At 34.9% G+C, this 18,458-nt stretch carries 15 protein-coding genes; 6 read left to right on the top strand and 9 right to left on the bottom strand.

The window, feature by feature from the left end:
- The first annotated feature begins 13 nt into the window (after positions 1–13).
- Positions 14–913, top strand: coding sequence for a methionyl-tRNA formyltransferase (gene fmt, locus ACFZP3_RS06950; RefSeq protein WP_386087087.1), 900 nt, complete (start codon positions 14–16; stop codon positions 911–913).
- 80 nt (positions 914–993) lie between these two features.
- Entirely contained in the window at positions 994–2,505 is a 1,512-nt protein-coding gene (gene purH / locus ACFZP3_RS06945) for a bifunctional phosphoribosylaminoimidazolecarboxamide formyltransferase/IMP cyclohydrolase (protein WP_253309458.1), read from the top strand.
- A gap of 16 nt (positions 2,506–2,521) precedes the next feature.
- On the opposite strand, the gene ACFZP3_RS06940 is transcribed toward purH, so the two are convergent.
- Together ACFZP3_RS06940 and gltX are read right to left on the bottom strand one after the other, a co-directional pair.
- Positions 2,522–2,656, bottom strand: coding sequence for a hypothetical protein (locus ACFZP3_RS06940; protein ID WP_264730966.1), 135 nt, complete (start codon positions 2,654–2,656; stop codon positions 2,522–2,524).
- 1,018 nt (positions 2,657–3,674) lie between these two features.
- Positions 3,675–5,105, bottom strand: coding sequence for a glutamate--tRNA ligase (gene gltX, locus ACFZP3_RS06935; protein ID WP_386086978.1), 1,431 nt, complete (start codon positions 5,103–5,105; stop codon positions 3,675–3,677).
- A 149-nt stretch (positions 5,106–5,254) separates the two neighbouring features.
- On the opposite strand from gltX, the gene ACFZP3_RS06930 reads away from it, so the two are divergent.
- Both ACFZP3_RS06930 and ACFZP3_RS06925 read left to right on the top strand, forming a co-directional pair.
- Positions 5,255–6,007 (top strand): ankyrin repeat domain-containing protein, encoded by a 753-nt coding sequence (locus ACFZP3_RS06930; RefSeq protein WP_253309461.1) that lies wholly within the window; start codon positions 5,255–5,257, stop codon positions 6,005–6,007.
- 72 nt (positions 6,008–6,079) lie between these two features.
- Positions 6,080–8,158, top strand: a complete 2,079-nt coding sequence (locus ACFZP3_RS06925) for an acetyl-CoA carboxylase biotin carboxylase subunit (protein WP_386086979.1) — start codon at positions 6,080–6,082, stop codon at positions 8,156–8,158.
- Here the strand turns inward: ACFZP3_RS06925 and ACFZP3_RS06920 are convergent.
- Genes ACFZP3_RS06920 through ACFZP3_RS06895 form a run of 6 tightly spaced genes read right to left on the bottom strand, consistent with a single transcriptional unit; the run spans position 8,141 to position 12,714 of the window.
- The gene (locus ACFZP3_RS06920) at positions 8,141–9,139 is read right to left on the bottom strand and encodes a COX15/CtaA family protein (protein ID WP_253309463.1); all 999 of its coding nucleotides are present in this window, start codon (positions 9,137–9,139) and stop codon (positions 8,141–8,143) included. The two genes, ACFZP3_RS06925 and ACFZP3_RS06920, sit on opposite strands and share 18 nt — an antisense overlap.
- Positions 9,140–9,162: 23 nt before the next feature.
- Positions 9,163–10,719: a glycosyltransferase family 2 protein gene (locus tag ACFZP3_RS06915; RefSeq protein WP_386087115.1), complete on the bottom strand. Its 1,557-nt coding sequence runs from the start codon at positions 10,717–10,719 to the stop codon at positions 9,163–9,165.
- A 14-nt stretch (positions 10,720–10,733) separates the two neighbouring features.
- Positions 10,734–11,210 carry a hypothetical protein gene (locus ACFZP3_RS06910; protein ID WP_064125097.1) on the bottom strand — a complete coding sequence of 159 codons (477 nt, stop codon included), beginning with the start codon at positions 11,208–11,210 and terminating at the stop codon, positions 10,734–10,736.
- An 8-nt stretch (positions 11,211–11,218) separates the two neighbouring features.
- A complete protein-coding gene (locus ACFZP3_RS06905) occupies positions 11,219–11,698 on the bottom strand; it encodes a hypothetical protein (RefSeq protein WP_264688424.1) in 480 nt (159 codons plus the stop codon).
- Between the two features lie 3 nt (positions 11,699–11,701).
- Complete coding sequence (locus ACFZP3_RS06900) at positions 11,702–11,929, bottom strand: F0F1 ATP synthase subunit C (protein WP_250294934.1); 228 nt, start codon at positions 11,927–11,929, stop codon at positions 11,702–11,704.
- Positions 11,930–11,988: 59 nt separating this feature from the next.
- Complete coding sequence (locus ACFZP3_RS06895; RefSeq protein WP_253309466.1) at positions 11,989–12,714, bottom strand: F0F1 ATP synthase subunit A; 726 nt, start codon at positions 12,712–12,714, stop codon at positions 11,989–11,991.
- A 347-nt stretch (positions 12,715–13,061) separates the two neighbouring features.
- Between ACFZP3_RS06895 and ACFZP3_RS06890 the strand changes: the two genes are divergently transcribed.
- Complete coding sequence (locus tag ACFZP3_RS06890) at positions 13,062–13,232, top strand: hypothetical protein (protein ID WP_341812316.1); 171 nt, start codon at positions 13,062–13,064, stop codon at positions 13,230–13,232.
- A gap of 120 nt (positions 13,233–13,352) precedes the next feature.
- Complete coding sequence (gene pheT, locus ACFZP3_RS06885) at positions 13,353–15,749, top strand: phenylalanine--tRNA ligase subunit beta (RefSeq protein WP_265016522.1); 2,397 nt, start codon at positions 13,353–13,355, stop codon at positions 15,747–15,749.
- On the opposite strand, the gene ACFZP3_RS06880 is transcribed toward pheT, so the two are convergent.
- The gene (locus ACFZP3_RS06880; protein ID WP_253309469.1) at positions 15,743–18,430 is read right to left on the bottom strand and encodes a hypothetical protein; all 2,688 of its coding nucleotides are present in this window, start codon (positions 18,428–18,430) and stop codon (positions 15,743–15,745) included. The genes pheT and ACFZP3_RS06880 overlap by 7 nt on opposite strands.
- Between the last annotated feature and the right edge of the window lie 28 nt (positions 18,431–18,458).

Here is an 18,458-nt window from a genome sequence, read left to right as displayed (position 1 = left end):
AACACTTGAAAGCGTGAGAATTATTTTCATGGGGTCACCGGAATTCGCTGTTAGTACGCTAAACTTACTATTGAAATCACAGAATGAAATAGTAGCAGTATACACCAAGGCTCCAAAACCTTCAGGACGTGGACAGAAGCCAACGAAATCTCCAGTACATGTTATCGCTGAAGAAAGTAACATAGAGGTATGTACTCCTATCTCTCTAAAGTTTTTGGCAGAGCAAGAAAAATTTAGAAATTTCAAACCAGACGTTGCAGTTGTTGCTGCGTATGGATTGATACTTCCAAGAAAAATTTTGAATATTCCTAAATATAGTTGTATTAATATTCATCCTTCATTACTACCAAGGTGGCGTGGTGCAGCTCCGATACAGCACACAATTTTAGCAGGAGATCAAGAAACCGGGGTTAGCATTATGCAATTGGATGAAGGATTAGATTCCGGCCCTATTTTAAAACAGGAAAAATTTCTTATCGAAAAGAACGATAACTACAAGACATTGCATGATAAATTGTCTGAATTAGGCAGTGATTTACTGCTGAAAGTGCTAAACGAAATTGAAAAACAGGTTCCCTTAAAACAGAACGATAATGATGCATGTTACGCTGACAAAGTGGAAGACTATAAAATTTATGCAAGTGATGCTTGTGAGGTTGCTTATAGAAAGGTTAAAGCGTTTTACCCAAAAGCGTTCATCAAGATAGAGAATAAACGTATCAGGATACTTGATGCTGACTTTGAAGCTCTCGCTTCAGAACAAGGTAAGATTGTTAACGATAATATGCACATAAGTTTAAAAGGTGGCACTTTAATTCCTAAAGTTGTACAAATGGAAGGGAGAAATCCTTGCAGTATTGAAGATTTTATTCGTGGCTTGAAATCAAGCATGGTAAAAAAATTTATAGAATAGACTGCTTTAAATTAGTGTAGAAATGTAATAGCTAAATTTCCTTTTCTTAGATATAATCTTAAAAAACTTTCCGTACAAAAATGAAAATAAAAAGAGCTTTAATATCAGTATACGACAAAACGAATATAATTGATCTTGCATCGTTTTTAATGCAGCAACAAATAGAAATTCTCTCAACGGGAAATACTTATAAAGCACTATCTGATGCCGGAATAAAAACACAAGAGGTCTCAGATTACACACAATTTCCAGAGATACTGGGTGGTAGAGTAAAAACTTTACACCCTAAAATTCATGGAGGAATACTTTGCAATAGAGAAAAGCACAAAACGGAAATGCAAAATCTAGGTGTTGAGCCAATAGACCTGCTTATAACTAACCTATACCCATTTTGGGAGACAGTAAGTAGCGGCTCAAATGAAGATCAAATTATAGAACAAATTGATATCGGCGGAGTGGCGTTAATTAGAGCTGCAGCAAAAAACTTTTGTTTTACTTCAGTTATTTCTAGCATTCAAGACTATGAAGCACTAAAAGCTGAGATGATAAAAAATAACAATGAAACAACATTGGAATATAGAAAACATTTAGCAACCAAAGCATTTGCTCTCACTGCACACTATGATTCTAATATTCACAGTTGGTTTTTATCCCAGAGTAAAAATAATGAGTTGCCAGAGTTTTTTGCACTATATGGACATAAAGTACAAGAACTCAGGTATGGTGAAAATCCCCATCAAAAAGCTGCATTTTATAGTAATCAATTTACCAAATATCCGCTAGAAAAAATACATGGGAAAGAGTTGAGTTATAATAATATAGTAGATATAGAGTCCGCACTTAACATAATTTCTGAGTTTAAAGAGCCTGCAGCAGTGATAATAAAGCACAATAACCCATGTGGCACTGCTGTTAGTGATAATGCTTTGGAGGCATATGAAAAGGCCCTATCGTGTGATGAAGTAAGCAGTTTTGGTGGTATAGTAGCTTTAAATCGGGAGATAGATTTAAAGCTAGCAGAAAAATTAAACGAGATATTTTTGGAAGTAGTGATAGCACCTTCAGTCAGCAATGAAGCACTAAAAATTTTGCAAAGAAAGAAAAATTTAAGAGTGATTATTCATAAATCTTTCCAACAAAATGTGAAATACCAAACTAAAAATGTTGTTGGTGGGTTTTTGGTGCAAGAAAATAATGACCACACAATAAAAGCAGAACAAGTAACAGAATGCACTACAACAGAAAAAGAAAAGGAAGATCTTATTTTTGCCTGGAAAATATGTAAACATGTGAAATCCAACGCAATAGTTATAGCAAAAGATGGTTGTGCTATTGGCATCGGTGCAGGGCAAACAAGCAGAATAGATAGTGTGAACATTGCAGTAAAAAAAGCAGGTGAAAAATGTAAAGGTGCAGTGCTTGCTTCAGATGCATTTTTTCCATTCCCAGATAGCATAGTAGAAAGTGCAAAACATGGAATTACAGCTATAATTCAGCCTGGTGGCTCGCTGAAAGATCAAGATGTGATAAAAGCTGCAAATGAAAATAAAATTGCTATGTTTTTCACTGGCGTTCGCAGTTTTTTCCATTAGGCTTTGTGTCTTATGGCTAGAGATTTTTCCATATCATACCACCATAACTGTACGAACGTTGTGATTTGAGTCCACAAGGTAGGATGTCATTCAAGTAGCCTCCTTCCCCTGTCATCCCAGTGCCCTGACTACTTGGATCCAGATTGGACACTGAGCTGGTGAGTATAAAAGTATAGCTTCTACGTCATACCGTGATTTATTCACGGTATCTCACATAGATCCCGCTAACAAGTAGCGGGATGACGATTCTTCAAATCGTCAAGGTGTCATCCGAGTAGCTTGACTACTTGGATCCAGATTGGACACTGAGCTGGTGAGTATAAAAGTATAGCTTCTACGTCATACCGTGATTTATTCACGGTATCTCACATAGATCCCGCTAACAAGTAGCGGGATGACGATTCTTCAAATCGTCAAGGTGTCATCCGAGTAGCTTGACTACTTGGATCCAGGAAACTTAACTTTAAATAAGTGGCTGCATAATAAAGACTAGATTCCAGCGTCACGCGCTGGAATGACAAGTTCGCGGCGGCATCCTCGTCATCCCGCCACGGTATCTCTAGATCCCGCTAACAAGCAGCGGGATGACGGTTGTCAGGCTAGCTGTCATCCCAGTGCTCCTTTTTTTGTCATCCGAGTAGCCCCTTTTTTGTCATCCCAGTGCTTGACACTGGGATGACACCCTACTTAACCATCATACTGCCGCGGTATCTCTTAGCCGCTAACACATAGCGGAATGACGAAGTTATCGTCATTCCACCGCGAACCGTCATACCGCGATTCATTCGCGGTATCTCATCCGCTAACAAGAGATCCCGCTAACACGTAGCGGGATGACGGTTGTCGTTTAGCTACAAACGTTAAGAAATTTACCAAACGAAAAAAAGGCAAAAGAAGCCCCGTGGTGCGAGTTTTGACTCTATATTACTGTAAGTGGCGCTGTAATAATGTGCTAACGCTTAAAATAAGCGCGATTTGGCTGAATGTAGAAAAAATAAAAAAGACATGCAGCCGCTATAATTTTATGTAATCCGCCAATAAATACCCTGAGTTTTTTACTGAATTTTGTCATTGAGCCTGCAGGTCAAAAACAAGTTTTGAGTCATAAATACCCTTATTGTCATAATAAGGGGGCTGGCGGAGTTTGTCAAGAAATTTTCTTATTTCATTTAAATTGCTTGTAACCTTCTTATACACTCGTCTTTACCAAGAATCACCATGATATCGATGATTCCAGGTGCATCCATTACTCCAGTTATAGGGGCACGTAATGAGTGGTATACACTGCTTATTTTCATATCATGTGATTTTGCACATTCCTTGATCTGAGAAGATAAAAAACCCTTATTCCAATTTTCATCACCGATCTTTGACAGAAATGATGCGAGTAACTTAATTATATTGAGGTTAGATTTGACAATTTGACAAGCTTCTTCACTTAAATCAAGTGGCGGATCTTGAATATAAAATTTTGCTAAATCCAATAATTCGGTCAGGTAGTTTGCTCTTTTTTTCAGCTCTGTCAGTCCCTGCAGTAAATAGCCCTTTTTTTTGTCAGTTAGAGTATTTTCTCTAAGCATTAGAGTCAGAATATCTTCATTGCTCATATTACTAATATAGTGGTTATTCAAATGCTCCAGTTTTTTGAAATCGAGCCGTGCAGGTGAACGACCAATACTTTCTAAATTAAACCACTCTATTGCTTGCTCATCGCTAATAATCTCATCGTTGCCGTGACTCCAGCCAAGTCTCAGCAAGTAATTACGCATCGCTTTTGGCAATATTCCCATCTTTTCATAATCGCAAACGCTTGTGGCACCATGCCTTTTGGATAGCTTATTCCCATCTTCCCCATGGATAAGCGGTACGTGTGCAAAACGTGGAACATCAAAATCAAGAGCCTGGTATATTAGCAATTGCTTAAAAGTATTAGTGAGATGGTCAGAACCGCGTATTATATCAGTTATTCCAGCATCATGATCGTCAACTACCACGGCGAAAATATATGTTGGAGTGTTATCAGAGCGTAAGATCACTATATCATCAAGCTGGTCGCTATTTACTTCGATTTGGCCGTATATTTTATCATCAACGACGATCTCTTGCGAGTCTGGCACTTTGAAACGGATAACTGACCTCACACCCGATGTCATTCCAGCGCGTGACCACATATTTTTTTCTGGATCCCAGTGTCGAGCACTGGGATGACAAGAAGGAGGTTTTGTAGTACATTTATGCTTGTATATCTTGCCCTCTTCTCTTGCTTTTATTTTCTTTTCTGCAACTTCATCTTCAGGGCAGTAACAGTGATACGCCCTACCCTTCTCAACTAAAAGGTTTGCTACTTCTTTATGCCGCTCTATTCTTTTTGACTGATATACTATTTCTCCATCATAACTCACACCGAGCCATTTTAGCCCTTCTATAATTGCATCAATTGCTTCTTGTGTTAAACGTTTTCTGTCGGTGTCCTCAATCCTTAGCAAAAACCTGCCACCATGGTGCCTCGCGTAGAGCCAATTAAATAAAGCAGTACGAGCCCCTCCAATGTGTAAAAACCCTGTTGGTGATGGAGCGAATCTAGTGACTACGTCTGGCATATTTGTCTATTACAGTAATGTAAATGATGATAGCTAAAATTTATGCTTGCAACAATGTGGAATTTATTTATTCTGAGAGATAAAATTTACTTGTTTTTCATAAGTTATGTTGTATAATTTATTATTGGTTGAATATAGCGAGGTGAGTTATGGATGGACTTGTAGATATAGCAAAATTGCTTTCAGATAATGAAGCTACTGTCAGTTGGCGTTACACCGGCCCTTTTGATAAAACAAAACAAATAGTACGGGCAGATAATCTCTTGCATCTAGCTGCAAGAATACCAAAAAAAGATAAATTTGTAGACATTTGCAGGAAGAACATTGCTTCTGTAACTGCGCATAATGAATATGGAAATAATCCATTTCATGAAGCAGCAAGGAGTGGGATTTTGCTGCCTGCAGTAAAAGAGATTGTGCATTACTTAGAGACGGAAGCTGATAACAAAATTACAAAAGCAGAAGAAGCTGGAGATCGGAAAGAAGTAAGCAGATTGAAAGAGGAACTCAAATGTAATAAAAAATATATTAAAGATGCGCTCTGCAGTAAAGACCATGCTTTTAATAAGAAAAGGGAAACTCCTCTTTATTACTTAGATGCTGCACAACAGAAAGAAATTAAGCAAATCGCAGACATAAAAGACAGCTTTATATGTAATCAGAAGTTTCACCTGTGTTTATATATAGTAGGGGCTATAGCGTGTATTGCTGCCTTGTGTTTATCTTTATATTTTCTGTATCTATCTTCTCAGACTTTTGCACTAAGCTCGATGGTTGCAATAGCTTCTGGCGGAGTCACATACCTGTCAGTTAAGGCATGTAACGAGATACATGCCTTGCATAACGAAAGCACTTTAGTGGAAACTAATGTACAACTTGCAGGAGAAGGTTTGGGTGTTTGATGAAGCTAGAAATTACTTGCAGGCAATGATATAGAAATTTACTTTCTTAACTTAAGAAAGTATACTGATACGATGACGGAAAAGAAGTACAGTAAGATTTTAATAGCAAACAGAGGAGAGATTACTTGCAGGATTATCAGAACTGCCCATAAGATGGATATATCTTGTGTATGCGTATATTCGGATGCGGATATAAATTCTGTGCATGTAAGGCAAGCAGATGAGTCGAGGTATATTGGCCCTTCGCCATCTTGCCTCAGTTACTTAAACATCGAAAAAATATGCGAGGTAGCAGTTGAAACAGGTGCACAGGCAGTTCATCCTGGTTATGGGTTTTTAGCGGAAAATCCAGATTTTCCACGTGCTCTTCAAAAACATAATATAGACTTCATCGGTCCCAGTGCAGAAACAATAGAAGTTACAGCCAATAAAATAACGGCAAAAGAAGAGGCAAGAAAGGCTAGAGTAAATGTAGTACCAGGATATATGGGCAAGATTAAAGATGTCGCTCATGCAGCCATCGTTGCTGAAGAAATTGGCTTTCCGGTTATGCTTAAAGCTGCATCAGGCGGTGGTGGCAAAGGAATGCGAATTGTAAATTCCAAAAAAGAAATTGAACTAGCGTTCACATCAGCAACAAATGAAGCAGAGAAAAGTTTTAAGGATGGCAGTATCTTTATAGAGAAATATATAGAACTACCAAGACATATTGAAATACAAATCATAGCAGATAAATATGGCAATATAGTGTGTCTTGGAGAAAGAGAATGCTCGATACAAAGGAATAACCAGAAAATAATGGAAGAAACGCCAAGTCCATTCATTAGTGAAGAAGTAAGACAAAAAATGTATGTCCAATGTGTTTCTCTGGCAAAGCAAGTTGGCTATTTTTCAGCAGGCACTGTTGAGTTTGTTGTAGATAAAGACCAAAACTTCTATTTTCTTGAGGTAAATACGAGATTGCAAGTTGAGCATCCAGTAACAGAATTTATAACTGGAATAGACATAGTAGAAGAAATGATTAGAACTTCCTGTGGAGAGAAATTGAGATTCAATCAGGATGATATTAAACTTACTGGTTCTGCAATAGAAAGTAGAATTTGCGCTGAAGACCCATCGAAGAAATTTTTCCCTTCCAGCGGAAGAATAAAATATTACGATAAACCGGATGAAAATGATTATGTAAGAATAGATGATGGAGTTGCTGCAGGTTCAGAAATTAGCACGTTCTATGACTCAATGATTGCAAAAGTTATAACATATGGAAAAGATAGAGTAGAAGCGATCAGTAGAATGCAAAAAGCATTGTCTGAATGCTATATAGAAGGAGTAACAAATAATATAGAATTTCTAGAATCCATCTTCCATCACCCAAATTTTATTGCAGCAAAGCTCCATACGAGATTCATTCCAGACCATTACCCTAGTGGGTTTCACGGCGATTTTGTTACAGAGGAGTATATTAAAATATTTATTTTCACTGCGTTATATGTTCATTTGGAAAATGAAGAAAGGTACCATCATAAAGCAGTGAATGAAACACCTCAGGTGTCATTCCAGTGCGTGACACTGGAATCTAGTAAAAAAGAAGGGGCACCAGTATCAGCTACTCGGATGGCAGGTGACCGTGCAAGAGATTTATTCATAGTGAATATAAATGACAATGAGTACTCCGTAAGTGCAAGATATCAAGATAATATATTAACAACAGTATATAACCACAATACATACTCTGTAGTAGGCAAGTGGAAATCAAGTCATAAGTTACTATATATTACAATTAATGATGATGCTGATATAACATTTAAAGTAGAAAAACAAGGCAGCAAATACTTCATAAGACATGCAGGCATGAAAGCTGAGTGTTGTATATTTAAGCCTCATGTAGCTGAATTAAGTAGGTTAATGCTAAATAATGAAACAGAAGGGATTTCAGCAGATGCTGTAAAATCCCCAATATCTGGCTTATTAGTTAAGTTGCACGTAAATATAGGAGATCAGGTGGAAATAGGACAACCTTTATTTGTGGTGGAGGCAATGAAAATGGAAAATATCATATGTGCTGAAGCATCAATGGTGATAAAAAATATTCTCGTTCAAGAAGGAAAAAATGTGCAGATTGGTGATGTAGTATTAGCTCTGCTTTCTTAAATAACACAAGAAGTATAAACTTGACCCAAACAAGATAAATGAAAACACTTGATGAGCTATGGCAATGGCTATTGGTATGTGCAATAATAGAGTAATTACACCCAAAATGATCTGAATGATAACGGAGAGCAGCATAATATATACCGGTTTTACGCTAGCATTTTTTACTGTGAGTATTACTACCAAAGCTAGTATTAGCAATGCCAGTGCTCGATGTATAAATTGCACTGTTGCTCTGTTCTCAAAGATATTCAGCCATATAGGGTGTAAGAAAAATAAATCTTCTGGAACGATTTGTCCGTCCATTAGTGGAAAGGTATTGTAAATCAAACCAGCATTTAATCCCGCAACAAACGCACCGAAAATTATTTGTATTACAATTAGGGCCAAAATCATCCCTGTGTAGTATATAGTGTCACTACTAATCTTAAGTTTAGTTTGCTTTGGCCTGATTTGGTAATCAAAAAATTGATATGACAATAATGCAAAGACAATTAATGCTAATAATAAGTGAAGTGCAAGCCTATAGTGGCTAACATGAGGTTCAGTTACTAAACCACTTTTAACCATATACCAACCAGCAAAAGCTTGTAAAGCTCCAAATAATAATGCCACAAATAGCCTTATTACTACCTTTTTAGATATTTTTCTTCTTAATGTAAAATATATAAATGGCAGGACAAAAACTAAACCTGTTAGTCTTGCAACCAATCTGTGTACATATTCTATTAAGTATATAGCCTGAAATTCCTCCATACTCATACCATAGTTGAATGCTTTATACTCAGGTGTAGTTTCATATTTTAATTTTTCTTGTAGCCAATCTTGTCCACTCAGTGGTGGCAATGTTCCAGTGATGGGTTTCCACTCCGTGATTGACAATCCTGCTTTTGAAAGTCTGGTAAATCCACCAATCCCCACCATGAGAATTACCATAATACAGCAGAGAAAAAGCCAAATAGCTACAGGTTTTGATTCCATAAACCATGCTGAGTTTTGTTCCATCACTCAGGGTAAAGAATAAATTCCCATAAGGCAAGAAAAGCTGCAACACTATGTAGCAGACTATAGACCGGAAAAAATATCGATACTATATAAAAATAAAAAGGCATCTTTTGCTGTTTGACAGCTATTACCAAAAGAATCAGGTTAGTAACGTATACCACTACAAAGTAGTACAAAAATAATTCATTTAAAACTTTAGTTAATATCAATGAAAGCAGTAAAAATGGAGTAGTAAAAAATATAAAAGCTGCAGAGCCAACAAAAAGATTCAATAGCAAAATTCCCTTAAATCCAGTGTGTTTATAAAGTGACTTTATATTTTTTAAATGAACAATATAAGTTTGCATATAGCCTTTGATCCAGCGCGCTCTTTGCTTAATCCAAGCAAATACAGCAATTGGTGACTCTTCCAATGTTTCTGAGTCAATCATCCTGGTTTTATATCCCATTTGCGCAAGTCTCAAACCAAGGTCAGCATCTTCGGTAACACTATAAGCATCCCAGAAAAACAATTTTTTTAGAATTTTTACTGAAAAATGATTACTGCTACCACCCAAAGGCATTGGCATGTTCATTTTTTGGAATCCAGGCAATAAGTATTGAAACCAGTTCATATACTCCAGAGAAAAGGATTTTGTCAGAAAATTATGATCATAATTATAGTAATTCAACCTTGCCTGTACACAGGCAAGCTTATCGTCGCCCTTATTAAATTCAATCAGTGCTTTTTTTAACTGCAATGGGTCTGGTTTATCATCCGCATCATATATTACTGCATACTTTCCTCTAGCAAAGCTCATAGCATAATTGCATGACTTGGCTTTTGTTCTAGGCAAAGAATGAGGCACTTTTATTACTTCAAAATACTGTGGTAAAGTGTACTTTTCTATAGCTGCTAGCGTTTCCTGGTCATCACTTTCTACCTGAAGCTTCACATCTAATTTCGATTTTGGATAATCCAAACTTTCAATGCTTTCGATCAATTGCTCTATCACTGCACTTTCTTTAAAAGCAGGCAATAAAATAGTATATATAGGAAAATCTTCTTCATTCAGCTTACTATAATCCACTTTTTGGTTGGAGGTTTCACATAAGTTAAAAATTGTAGCTATAAACTTGAATAAATAACTAGAACATCCGATTATAAATATCAACATCAAAGCAAAATATGTATATTTCTCTGTTAGTGTTAAAATTGAAGTTACAATAAAGAAAGAAGCAAAAAATATTGAGCTTAGTTTAATGCTTTTAGCTGAAAAATTAGCATTCTTGTAATATAAGTAGTTGCTTGCAAATTCTGAAATACCAAAGTGCGAGTTAAGAAGATTTAAAATCTGTTCGCTATCCACTTTTATTAATACATAGTCAATACCGTAATGAGCTTCGACCCAACGGTTGATATCTCGGCTTGTGTCTTCAACCATAAAAAAAGTAGTATCATTTAATTTTTGCCAAGGAATTATATTAAATTTATAGTAAAAAAGTTTCTCTTGCTCTTTGCATAAACTAGAATCAAACTTAATTTTTTCTACATTATCAGCTTGAAGTATAGGCAATTGTTGCATTAAACCTAATGCAATTTTTTATTTAAGTCACGTGAAAATGAAGATATGACCTCGCTACTACGCTTATCATCTTTACGTTCATGCATTATTTTTTTTACAGCATCAGCAGCTATATTCGCTGTGTTAGCCTGTAAGTCTCCAAGAGCTTTTTCAACTTGGTCAGTGACTTTCTTCAAGTTAGAATGGGCATTGTCATCTAATGTCTGATCTAGCTGCTGTCTATTGTGCTTAATGATACTATTAGCTTTATCAAGTGCTTCATTCATCATTTTATTAACTTCTGCATCTAATTCTTTGTATTTTTCAGAAGATTTTTTGTAATACTCCAACATATCTTTCCTGAATTTTTCAGTTTCTTCACTTGAAAATTTGCTTTTGTTACGCTTATTGTTAAGCGCATTTTTTATCACTTTCTTTAGCAATTTATACGAAAGGACAAAACTTACCAAGAAGGCAAGACCGATAATCAGTGATGTAGACATAAAAACCCCTAAAATTCTTTGGACACCAAGTCAGCAACAAACTCCTCTTCAATTTCAGAATTGGTCAATTTAGTATAATAAATTAAAGCAATACTAGTAGCCATTTGTTTTAACTGATCAGTATATTCAGATTTAAATTCTGCCACTTTTTCTTCAATAAGCTTGCTCATTTTTTTGTCTTCCTCTTCTAATATATTCTTAACATTAGCTCTCATTTCTTCTACCTGAGCAAGTGCATCATCTATGATCCTTTTTGCCTGTATTCTAGCTTGGTTTAAAGCGGCATTATACTTGGCAATCTGCTCTTCCGTGAGTCTTAAAAGATGAACAGAACTATTAAAAGAATCCAATACTTTTTTACTTCTAGTGCTTATTATTTCATCTAACTTTGGTAAAAATAAACAACTTACTACGAAAAAAAGTGAAGAGAAAAAAATTAAAAACCAAAAAACTTGAGAAAAGAAGTTTGAAACATCAAGCTGTGGCATGTGTTAAGCAACAAATATTAATAATACTGCAAGTAAAAACGCAAGCAATCCCATTATTTCAACCATAGCAGCACCAATATAAACGTAAGTTTTCATTTTACCTTCCGATTCAGGATTCCTCGCAATCCCATTCAGCATAGCAGAAAAGATATTAGCTATACCTAAACCAGCACCGAGCATTCCAAACGCAACTAAACCAATTGCTATAAATTTTAAAGCTACTAAATCCATATATTACCTTTAAACATTTCTTTATAGTATAATTGTAAAATATTCTGCAAGGAAGTCAATTACTTTACTGCATCTGACAAATATACACATGTTAATATAGTAAATATATAAGCTTGTAAAACTGCAACAAATACTTCAAACCCTATCAATGCAATTATGAACAAAAACGGCGCAGGAGTGAGAAATATGTTCATATTTACAATAAACCCTGCTATCACTTTGATAATTGTATGACCCGCAATCATATTTGCTGCAAGCCTTATTGATAGGCTAATCGGCCTTACTAAATAAGCAAACAACTTAATAATAATTATTATAGGTGCAAGCCACGAAGGAGTTCCTTTTGGTAGCAATATGCGTAAAAATTCTACTCCCCTTTCTTTAAATCCAACAATCGTTATATAAATAAAAACCACCATCGATAAAGCGAAGGTGACTATCACATGACTTGTGACCGTGAAACTATAAGGAAGAACACCAACCAAATTACATGATAAAATGAAAATAAACACTGTAAATATCAATGGAATGTGCTGCAAGCCTTTGCTTCCAGTGTTACTTTCTATTATTGAAACAACAAAATCATATACATATTCAACTGCAGCTTGCAAATATCCTGGTATTACTGACCCCTTCTTTATTCCAAAAAGCAAAAAGAGTATCACCAATATCACCGAAATCATCATGAAAAGAGATGAATTGGTAAAGCTTACGTCATACCCAAATAACCTAGGTAACTCTATTATTGTATATACTTTAAACTGTTCCAGTGGATTTAATGCCATTTTAATCTGAACTATAAACAGTAAATAAAGTATGAATTTTATAGGACAAAGTCAAGAATTAAGATAAAGCCCTGTATCATTATAACATTGATACATTAACAAAATATGTAATTAGAGTGTTAATTACAGTCAGCTCTGTATTTTAAAACTTACTAATCTTATTAAATAATTCAATATCTTGACTTAACATCTTATTTTAATTATAATTTAATTTTTAGTGAGGTATTATTACGAACAAAATAGATTTTATTAACACTAATCATCCTTTAAATTTAGAGCAGGAATTTGGTAGTGGATACATTAAACTAACAGATGGCTCCTTTAACGAATATAATGGCCATTATCAAATGGGAAGCGAAATACTAGATAAAAGCCATAATATGATAGGAAACTTAACTATTGATGGTTACATTCATAACTTCCATGAAGATAACCACAATATGAATCTTAAGCTCTCTATGGAGATAGATTTAAAAGGTGATATCGAGAAGATAAATTCTCTCTACAATAATATATAAAATTACAAAAACTTCTGCATCCTTGTTTATGATGTAGAAGTTACCTTTTATTCCATTACAAAAAGCTTTAAAAGCACTACATTTTATATTACAATAACTCTTTTATTTCTTTAAAGGTTCATGAAATTCACATTATCTTGGTTATTAGAACACTTAGAAACCAATGCTAGTTTAGAAGAAATTACCGATAAATTAACTCACATAGGGTTAGAAGTAGAAGATGTGATCGACAATACCAAATTAGCTGGTTTTATTGTTGCAAAAGTATTAGAAGTTGCACCTCATCCAAATGCCGATAAATTAAAATTATGTAAAGTAGATGACAGAAGTAAAACTCTACAAATAGTTTGCGGAGCAAACAATGTTAGAGAAGGTATGAAAACTGTGCTTGCATCTCTTGGTAGCACATTGCCAGAAAGTGATTTCACAATCAAGCCTACAAAAATACGAGGAGTGCTAAGTGAAGGGATGCTCTGCTCTGCTTCTGAACTTGCGCTAGTTCAAGAGGAAAGTGAAGGAATAATCGAGCTTTCCGATGATTATAAAGTAGGGGATAAATTTTTCAATTGTGACCCTGTAATTGATATAAATGTTACTCCAAACCGTGGAGATTGCTTAGGCATTTATGGAATAGCTCGCGACCTTGCTGCAACTGGAATTGGGACATTAAAGACTTTAAGCATTCCACAACTTACCAGCTCCATAAATTCACCAATCGATGTTGAAGTGACTGACGGAGAAAGTTTTATTAGTGGAATATACATCGCCAATGTAAAAAATCAAGAAAGCCCAAAGTGGCTAAAAGATAAATTGGAATCGATAGGAATGCGCTCCATTTCTACAATAGTTGACATTACTAACTATATTATGATATCTTTTAATCGTCCAATGCATGCGTTTGATGCAAACAAAGTAGATGGCAAACTTACAATAAGAAAAGCAAATGATGGAGAAAGCTTCTTTGCTTTAAATGGTAAGGAATATTTACTGGACAATAATATAAACATTTATTCTGATAGTAAAAATATTCATGGAGTTGCTGGAATTATAGGTGGAAAGTGCAGTGAATGTACTCTTGAAACCACCAATATTTTTTTGGAATTAGCTTTGCTCGATCCAATCTCTATCACTAAATCTTCAAGACAGCTCAGCATCTCCACAGACGCTAGTTACAGATTTGCACGTTCAATCGATCCTGGATTTACCCTTGATGGACTCAATCTTGCAGCCAAAATGATTTTGGATTTATGTGGTGGAGAAGTCTCAAGCGTAGTGTCTGCCGGTAATCTAGATAAAGAATACACCTCTGTCATCCAAGTAGCTGACACTGGGATCCAGAAAAAACCATGCCGGAATGATGCTAAGATAAGCCTTGATTACCAAGATATAAACAAGTTTGGAAGTGTATCTGTATCACCTGATGAGACGTTCGATATCTTAACGAAACTAGGGTTTAGTATTGATAAAAAAACCGAAGGCAATTGGAATGTACAAGTACCAAGCTGGAGACCGGACGTGACTATACCTGCTGACCTAATTGAAGAAGTAACAAGAATATACGGCTATGACAAAATAAAAGAAGAACCACTACCAAATAATGTTGAAGAAGTAGATAGTACATACGACAATTTGCGTATTTTGATGACAAACAGAGGGTTTCATGAAGTGCTAACCTGGTCATTTATGAGTGAATCAACAGCTGAAAAATTTGGTTACTCGAATAAGTTATTTATCATCGATAATCCGTTTAACAATAACTTTAATATGATGAGACCAAGTATTATGCCAAATTTATTGCAAGTCACTGCTGATAATATTGCCCATGGAGTATCTGATCTTGCAATCTTCGAAATTGGGCCGATTTACGATGGTGAAGCTCAGTCTAAACATGTCTTAAGTGGAATAAGAACAGGAAATAATTTACCGCGAAACCATTATAATATTGATAGGAAAGTAGATGTTTTTGACGCAAAGGCTGATTGCATAGCAGCTTTGGAGTTTTTTAACGTCAATTGCGATAATTTAACGATAGAGAGAGCAGAAAAAGAACATTACCACCCAGGAAAGTCAGGCACTCTCTCTTTTAAGAATAAAGTAGCAGGTTATTTTGGAGAGTTGCATCCTAATATATTAGATCTTTTTGACATCAAGCAAAAAGTTGTAGGTTTTGAGGTAATACTAGAAAATATTGAAAATTTACCTGTAAGTAGAAAGAAATTTATCGATTATAAATACCAAAGTGTAAAACGTGATTTTGCATTTATTGTAAATAAGGATGTGGAAGTAGGTAACATAATCAATGTGGTAAAAAAAAGCTCAGAGCTCATCACAGAAGTTTTAGTATTTGACGTATACCATGGAAACAATATAGAACCGAATAAGATGTCTATAGCATTGTCAGTTACTTTCTGCTCTCCAATCCACACTTTAACTGAAAAAGAGATCCAAAAAGAATCAAGTGCTATAGTCAATTTGGTATATGAAAATACCGGAGGAACTTTGAGAACTCATCATTGAGTCACAATCATAGTGTTCTGCTTTTGCTGTGTCACACTTACTTCATCCAATCTATTCCCAATCTTGAATTCAACATCCTTAAAAAATCTATTCCACATTCCATGCAAATGCTCTTCTACTTTAGGCCATACATCATTTTTAAATGTTTTCCCATCATCAGAAAATACATCACCTATCAAGGCTCCTACTTCTTCATAACTTGATTCGAAATGTTGAAGAAATGTCTCTATTTCCTTATGAGTATCATGTGCCACACTCAACGCTTTTCCTTCTGTGCTCTTATCTTTGTTTACGGTAGCTGACCATCCAATCACATTATAATTAAAACCAACTTTAAGAGAGTTCCAAATCTTCCACAAACTATTCCCATTATCTTTTGGTACATTATTTATTATGAGGTTCGCTAACCTGTCTACCAGAGGAGACAATAAATCTTGACAAAAATGTTTGATATTATCTTTCGTTTTAATCACAGGATATTTGATGCATCTTTCTGCCAAATAGTACTCAAGTTCCGCTTCCTCTAATAATCTCTTAATTGCTTCTTCGTTAAAAGTTTCATGCTCGAACGCTTTCAGTAAATCATCTTCTATTATTGCAAATTTTATTTTTTCACGAGATTCCAGCTCTTCTCTATAATTATTTTTTGTTTCTTCATTTATCAACAATCCTTCTTTTTTTAACTCTAATTGCTCTAATGCTTCTAAAATTTCTTGGTTATTTCGCAAGCATAACTCTATTAACTCCATACTTGAAGATTTCTCTTCTTTACTATTTTTCTCAACATCCAAATCCTCATTCTGCTTTCCTATTATTTCCTTCAGTCTTGTAGGTTGCGTAAAATATTCTCCAATTTCTTTTCGATAAGAAACAATCTTGTTTACTAGACGTTTTTCATCTTCTCCATTGAATAGCATGTCCTTATTATCTTCTACATTCTTTATACTTTCCCCTTGCTTTTCAAATAACTCTTGAATTCTACATCTTGTTATTTCTAAATACATCTTCTCTACAAAGTCATTCACTTTATCCGAAGTCCTTGTTTCCTTTAATTCACTAAAATCTTCTGCTAAAGATTGCTTTATTTTTTTATCTGACTTACTCAGTAGAGTGTTAATAGTCCTTATTCTCGATTCTATTAGCCTTTCCTCAACTTTTTGATCATCATATTCAAATTTAAAAAGATCTTCTAATTTCCTTTTTAAAGCACCATCTTTTAAGTTACCGTTTTTCCTATTTTTATGCATCTCTTTTAATTTTTCACATATCCCATTATATCTTTTCTGTCCTATTTCTCTTAAATCCTTAATCTCTCTTTCAGCATTATCTAGAGCTTTCTTTGTTTCTTGAGGGTACATATCTTCATAAGTATTAATTATTGTCCTTTCAGCTATTTTCCCTTCTTTTATAAGCTGTTTCCATTTTGCTTTAAACATAGGAAGCCCTCTATCGTCCAAGTCATCTGGTACTTTTGCTCCTGCTTTTTTTAGATCTTCTAGTATCATTTCCTTTTCAGTCGGCAATTCCTTACCTTGGCTTTTCAGTTCTTGCTCCACTAATACCTCTTTCAGTCTTTCTTCTAATGAAAAATCTTCCTTTTCCTCTCTTCTTTTTTGTGCAAATTTAATTGCTTGTATAAAAGCAACTCGATAAGCATTTTGTATTAAGTAATTCACCAGTTTAGAATCTACACTATCCACCACTTTCAGTCTGAATTCGTTCAACAGTTCCTTCAGCTTATCATATGTAATATCTTTTCCTTCTAGCTTCATTAGCTCTTCCATAGTCTTTGCGAATTCCTGAATCGAAATTGCAAGCACATTCTTGATCTCATTACGTAAAGGCCTAAGGCCGTTTTTTAAATTGATATTAGCTGATAATTTCAGTATGGTATTATGTTCTGAATCACGTGCAACATTAAACCAACTACCATCTTTATCTTCATATAAATCTCTAAGTAATTGTTCAAATTGCGGTGGAAACTTAACTTCCATATCCCACTTAATGTCCGACTTACCAGCATCTATTTCACGAAAAGACACTTCAATATTCTGGTGTTCATTCTGATATAACCCATTACTTATTTTTAGAGCAGCAACCAAAGAATGAGATAACTTTCTGTTTGTAAGATAAAAAGTAGCTAAGGCGGGTGTTGCAGGAATAATTAAGGCTATAAGCACAGCTATATCAACAAGAATTGCAATTGCAGCAAGAACGCCATATGCCAATCTTTTTGCTGTACTTACCTCACTCTTTTTTGTTTTACTTTCCTCTGAACTGGTTTGTGTTTTACTGTTTGTTTTATATATAACTAACCCCAATGCAACAGAAGCAACATAAGGAAACATTAAAACTGATAGAGCTGAATTTAATACTTTCTTCTCCAGGCAAGCTCTGTTTATTTCCTTAAATATTTCGCTTGATATATTATACCAGGAAGTAAAAAAATCGGAGCCGTAACCTTTATAATGAAATATACTTAGTGGAATGCTAAAATCAGCACCTATTTTTTTTAAATTACTAACAGATTCTTGCTCTTCCAAAGTAGCAACAGGTCCTTCCTGTTTTTCTGAAGTAGCAAAAGATTCTCTTTGTAAATTAGGTTGTCCATTTAATGCATCTAAATCACCACTATTGTTATTTAAGTCAACAACTTCCTCACAACCTACAACAGCATTCATACCATAACCTTGTCCAATTACCTTAAGT

The organism is Wolbachia endosymbiont (group A) of Norellia spinipes (genome assembly GCF_964273535.1).
Note: the sequence above shows the minus strand (reverse complement) of the source record. Positions and strands in the feature narration are given on the sequence as shown.